Here is a 2,975-nt window from a genome sequence, read left to right on the forward strand (position 1 = left end):
GAAATTTTGTCCAAAGGTACGTTTTTTCGGTAAATAAAGTGCTTTTTTTATTGAAATAAAGATGTTTTTTAGTTAAGAAAAAAAAGTCATTTTATAAAAATTATATCAATCTATGACATTGATTAAATAACAGCTTCTCTATTATATATTATAAATAGATATTTGTTCTTTTTTATATAAATCACGATAGATATCTTTTTTATTTATTGGCTATTTCTCTTTGATTGCTGTAGTATCTTTGCATAGCAATGAAAAAATTATATATATGAAAAAAATCACTGTTTTATTTTTCCTGTTTTATATGTTGTCATCAATTTATTCCTATGCTATTACTCTTCATTCCCCAGATAATAATTTGGAACTTATATTTCAGATTAAATCTGGTAAACCAGTTTATGAATTAAGCTATAAGGGTCATTCTGTAATTAAAGAAAGTAGTTTAGGGTTGGAATTGAAAGATGCACCTTCATTAATGAACGGTTTTGAGTTAGTAGACTCAACAATTTCCAGTTTCGACGAAACTTGGCAACCGGTATGGGGCGAAGAAAAAAACATTCGCAATCACTATAATGAACTGGTAGTTACATTGGATCAAACAGATACAGACCGTAAAATCATTCTTCGTTTCAGGCTTTTCGATGATGGTTTAGGGTTTAGATATGAATTTCCTCAACAAAAAAATCTAAACTATTTTACCATTAAGGAAGAACATAGTCAGTTTGCCATGGCCGGTGACCATACGGCATTTTGGATTCCTGGAGATTATGATACCCAAGAATATGATTATACAGAATCTAAATTGAGTGAAATCAGAGGTCTAATGAAAAGTGCTATTACTCCAAATTCGTCTCAAACACCATTTTCTCCTACAGGAGTCCAGACAGCTTTGATGATGAAAACCGATGAAGGTCTGTATATTAACCTGCATGAAGCTGCATTAATAGATTATTCCTGTATGCATTTGAACTTGGATGATAAAAATTTCATATTTGAAAGCTGGCTGACTCCCGATGCTTTGGGTAATAAAGGGTATATGCAGACTCCTTGTCAAACACCTTGGCGTACAGTCATCGTGAGCGACGATGCTCGAGATATTTTGGCCTCACGAATTACATTGAATTTGAACGAACCGTGTAAATATGAAGATACCAGTTGGATAAAACCTGTAAAATATATAGGTGTGTGGTGGGATATGATTACAGGTAAAGGTTCTTGGGCATATACAAATGATTTATATTCCGTAAGATTGGGAGAAACCGACTATTCCAAAACTCAACCTAATGGTAAGCACTCAGCAAATAATGAAAATGTAAAACGATATATAGACTTTGCAGCCGAACATGGTTTTGACCAGGTTCTGGTAGAAGGTTGGAATGAAGGCTGGGAAGATTGGTTCGGAAAAACAAAAGATTACGTATTTGATTTTGTTACGCCATATCCTGACTTCAATGTTCAAGAGCTTCAAGAATATGCACAAAACAAAGGAGTCAAATTGATGATGCATCACGAAACTTCAGCTTCGGTTCGAAATTATGAAAGGCATATGAATAAGGCATACCAGTTTATGGTAGACAATGGATATAACGCTGTGAAGAGTGGATATGTAGGCAATATTATTCCTCGTGGAGAACACCATTACGGACAATGGATGAATAATCATTATTTATATGCTATAACTGAAGCAGCCAAATACAAAATCATGGTTAATGCTCATGAAGCAGTCAGACCGACAGGACTAAGTCGCACATATCCCAACCTTATAGGAAACGAATCAGCAAGGGGAACTGAATATGAAGCTTTTGGTGGCAGCAAGCCTTTTCATACGACCGTTTTACCATTTACTCGGTTAATAGGTGGTCCTATGGACTACACACCGGGAATTTTCGAAACTCAGATAAAAAATGTAAATCCTGATAATGATTCTTGGGTGAGAAGTACATTGGCAAGACAATTAGCTTTATTCGTTACCATGTATAGTCCTCTTCAGATGGCAGCTGACTTGCCGGAAAACTACGAAAGGCATTTAGATGCGTTTCAATTTATAAAAGATGTAGCTGTCGATTGGGAGAAAAGCCTATACCTTGAAGCAGAACCTGGCGATTATATTACTGTAGCTCGTCAAGCTAAGAATACAGATAATTGGTTCATTGGTAATACAAGCGATGAGAATGGACATACCAGTCGTATATCTTTAGATTTTCTTACTCCTGGGAAAACATATATTGCAACAATATACAGTGATGCTGCAGATGCTCATTACGAAACGAATCCACAAGCATATACTATCACAAAGGGTATAGTAACTGATAAAACGCAGTTAAATTTAAAGTCGGCTCCTGGAGGAGGGTACGCAATCAGTATTATTGAAGCACCGGATAATTTGTCTCTAAAAGGATTGAAAAAACTATAATTTATTCCACGCAAGCCACATTTGAAACAAAAAGCTCCAAAGAATTTCTTTGGAGCTTTTTGTTTCAAATGTGTACTGAACTTTTCTGTTCAATAAATGTTTTATGAAAGAATGGAAAGAAAAGCTGTCAGTTCAATTTTGGATTTCGTCATAATAGCTGTCTTTTTGTCAGATTTTATATTAAAATTTTTTTTGGCATGAATTTAGTTAATTACTGAGTGATTCTCATAAAATCAGAATCTGTTTAATATTAATAACTAAAAATATAATAACAATGAACATTAGACCTTTAGCAGACAGAGTGTTGATCAAACCGGCACCTGCAGAAGAAAAAACAGTTGGAGGAATTATAATTCCTGATTCTGCAAAAGAAAAACCTTTAAAAGGTGAAGTAATTGCCGTAGGTAACGGAACAAAAGATGAAGAAATGGTCGTAAAGACAGGAGATAATGTACTATATGGTAAATATGCCGGTACGGAAATTGAACTGGATGGAGACAAATTCCTCATTATGCGTCAATCTGACATTTTAGCTATTATCTAATTCGAACTGTTTAAACAAAGT

2 protein-coding genes are annotated in these 2,975 nt (G+C 34.5%); both read left to right on the top strand.

What is annotated here, in order from left to right:
- The first annotated feature begins 265 nt into the window (after positions 1 to 265).
- Positions 266 to 2,410 carry a glycoside hydrolase family 97 protein gene (locus BN2628_RS00110; protein ID WP_055095514.1) on the top strand — a complete coding sequence of 715 codons (2,145 nt, stop codon included), beginning with the start codon at positions 266 to 268 and terminating at the stop codon, positions 2,408 to 2,410.
- Positions 2,411 to 2,684: 274 nt separating this feature from the next.
- Positions 2,685 to 2,954: a co-chaperone GroES gene (locus BN2628_RS00115; protein ID WP_021931251.1), complete on the top strand. Its 270-nt coding sequence runs from the start codon at positions 2,685 to 2,687 to the stop codon at positions 2,952 to 2,954.
- Positions 2,955 to 2,975 lie beyond the last annotated feature (21 nt).

The organism is Gabonia massiliensis, assembly GCF_001403595.1.
GTDB lineage: Bacteria > Bacteroidota > Bacteroidia > Bacteroidales > Coprobacteraceae > Coprobacter > Coprobacter secundus.

What these genes read in the sequence shown, in the direction of transcription:
- BN2628_RS00110 (WP_055095514.1), top strand. Translation starts at nt 266, where the DNA reads ATGAAAAAAATCACTGTTTTATTTTTCCTGTTTTATATGTTGTCATCA.
- BN2628_RS00115 (WP_021931251.1), top strand. Translation starts at nt 2,685, where the DNA reads ATGAACATTAGACCTTTAGCAGACAGAGTGTTGATCAAACCGGCACCT.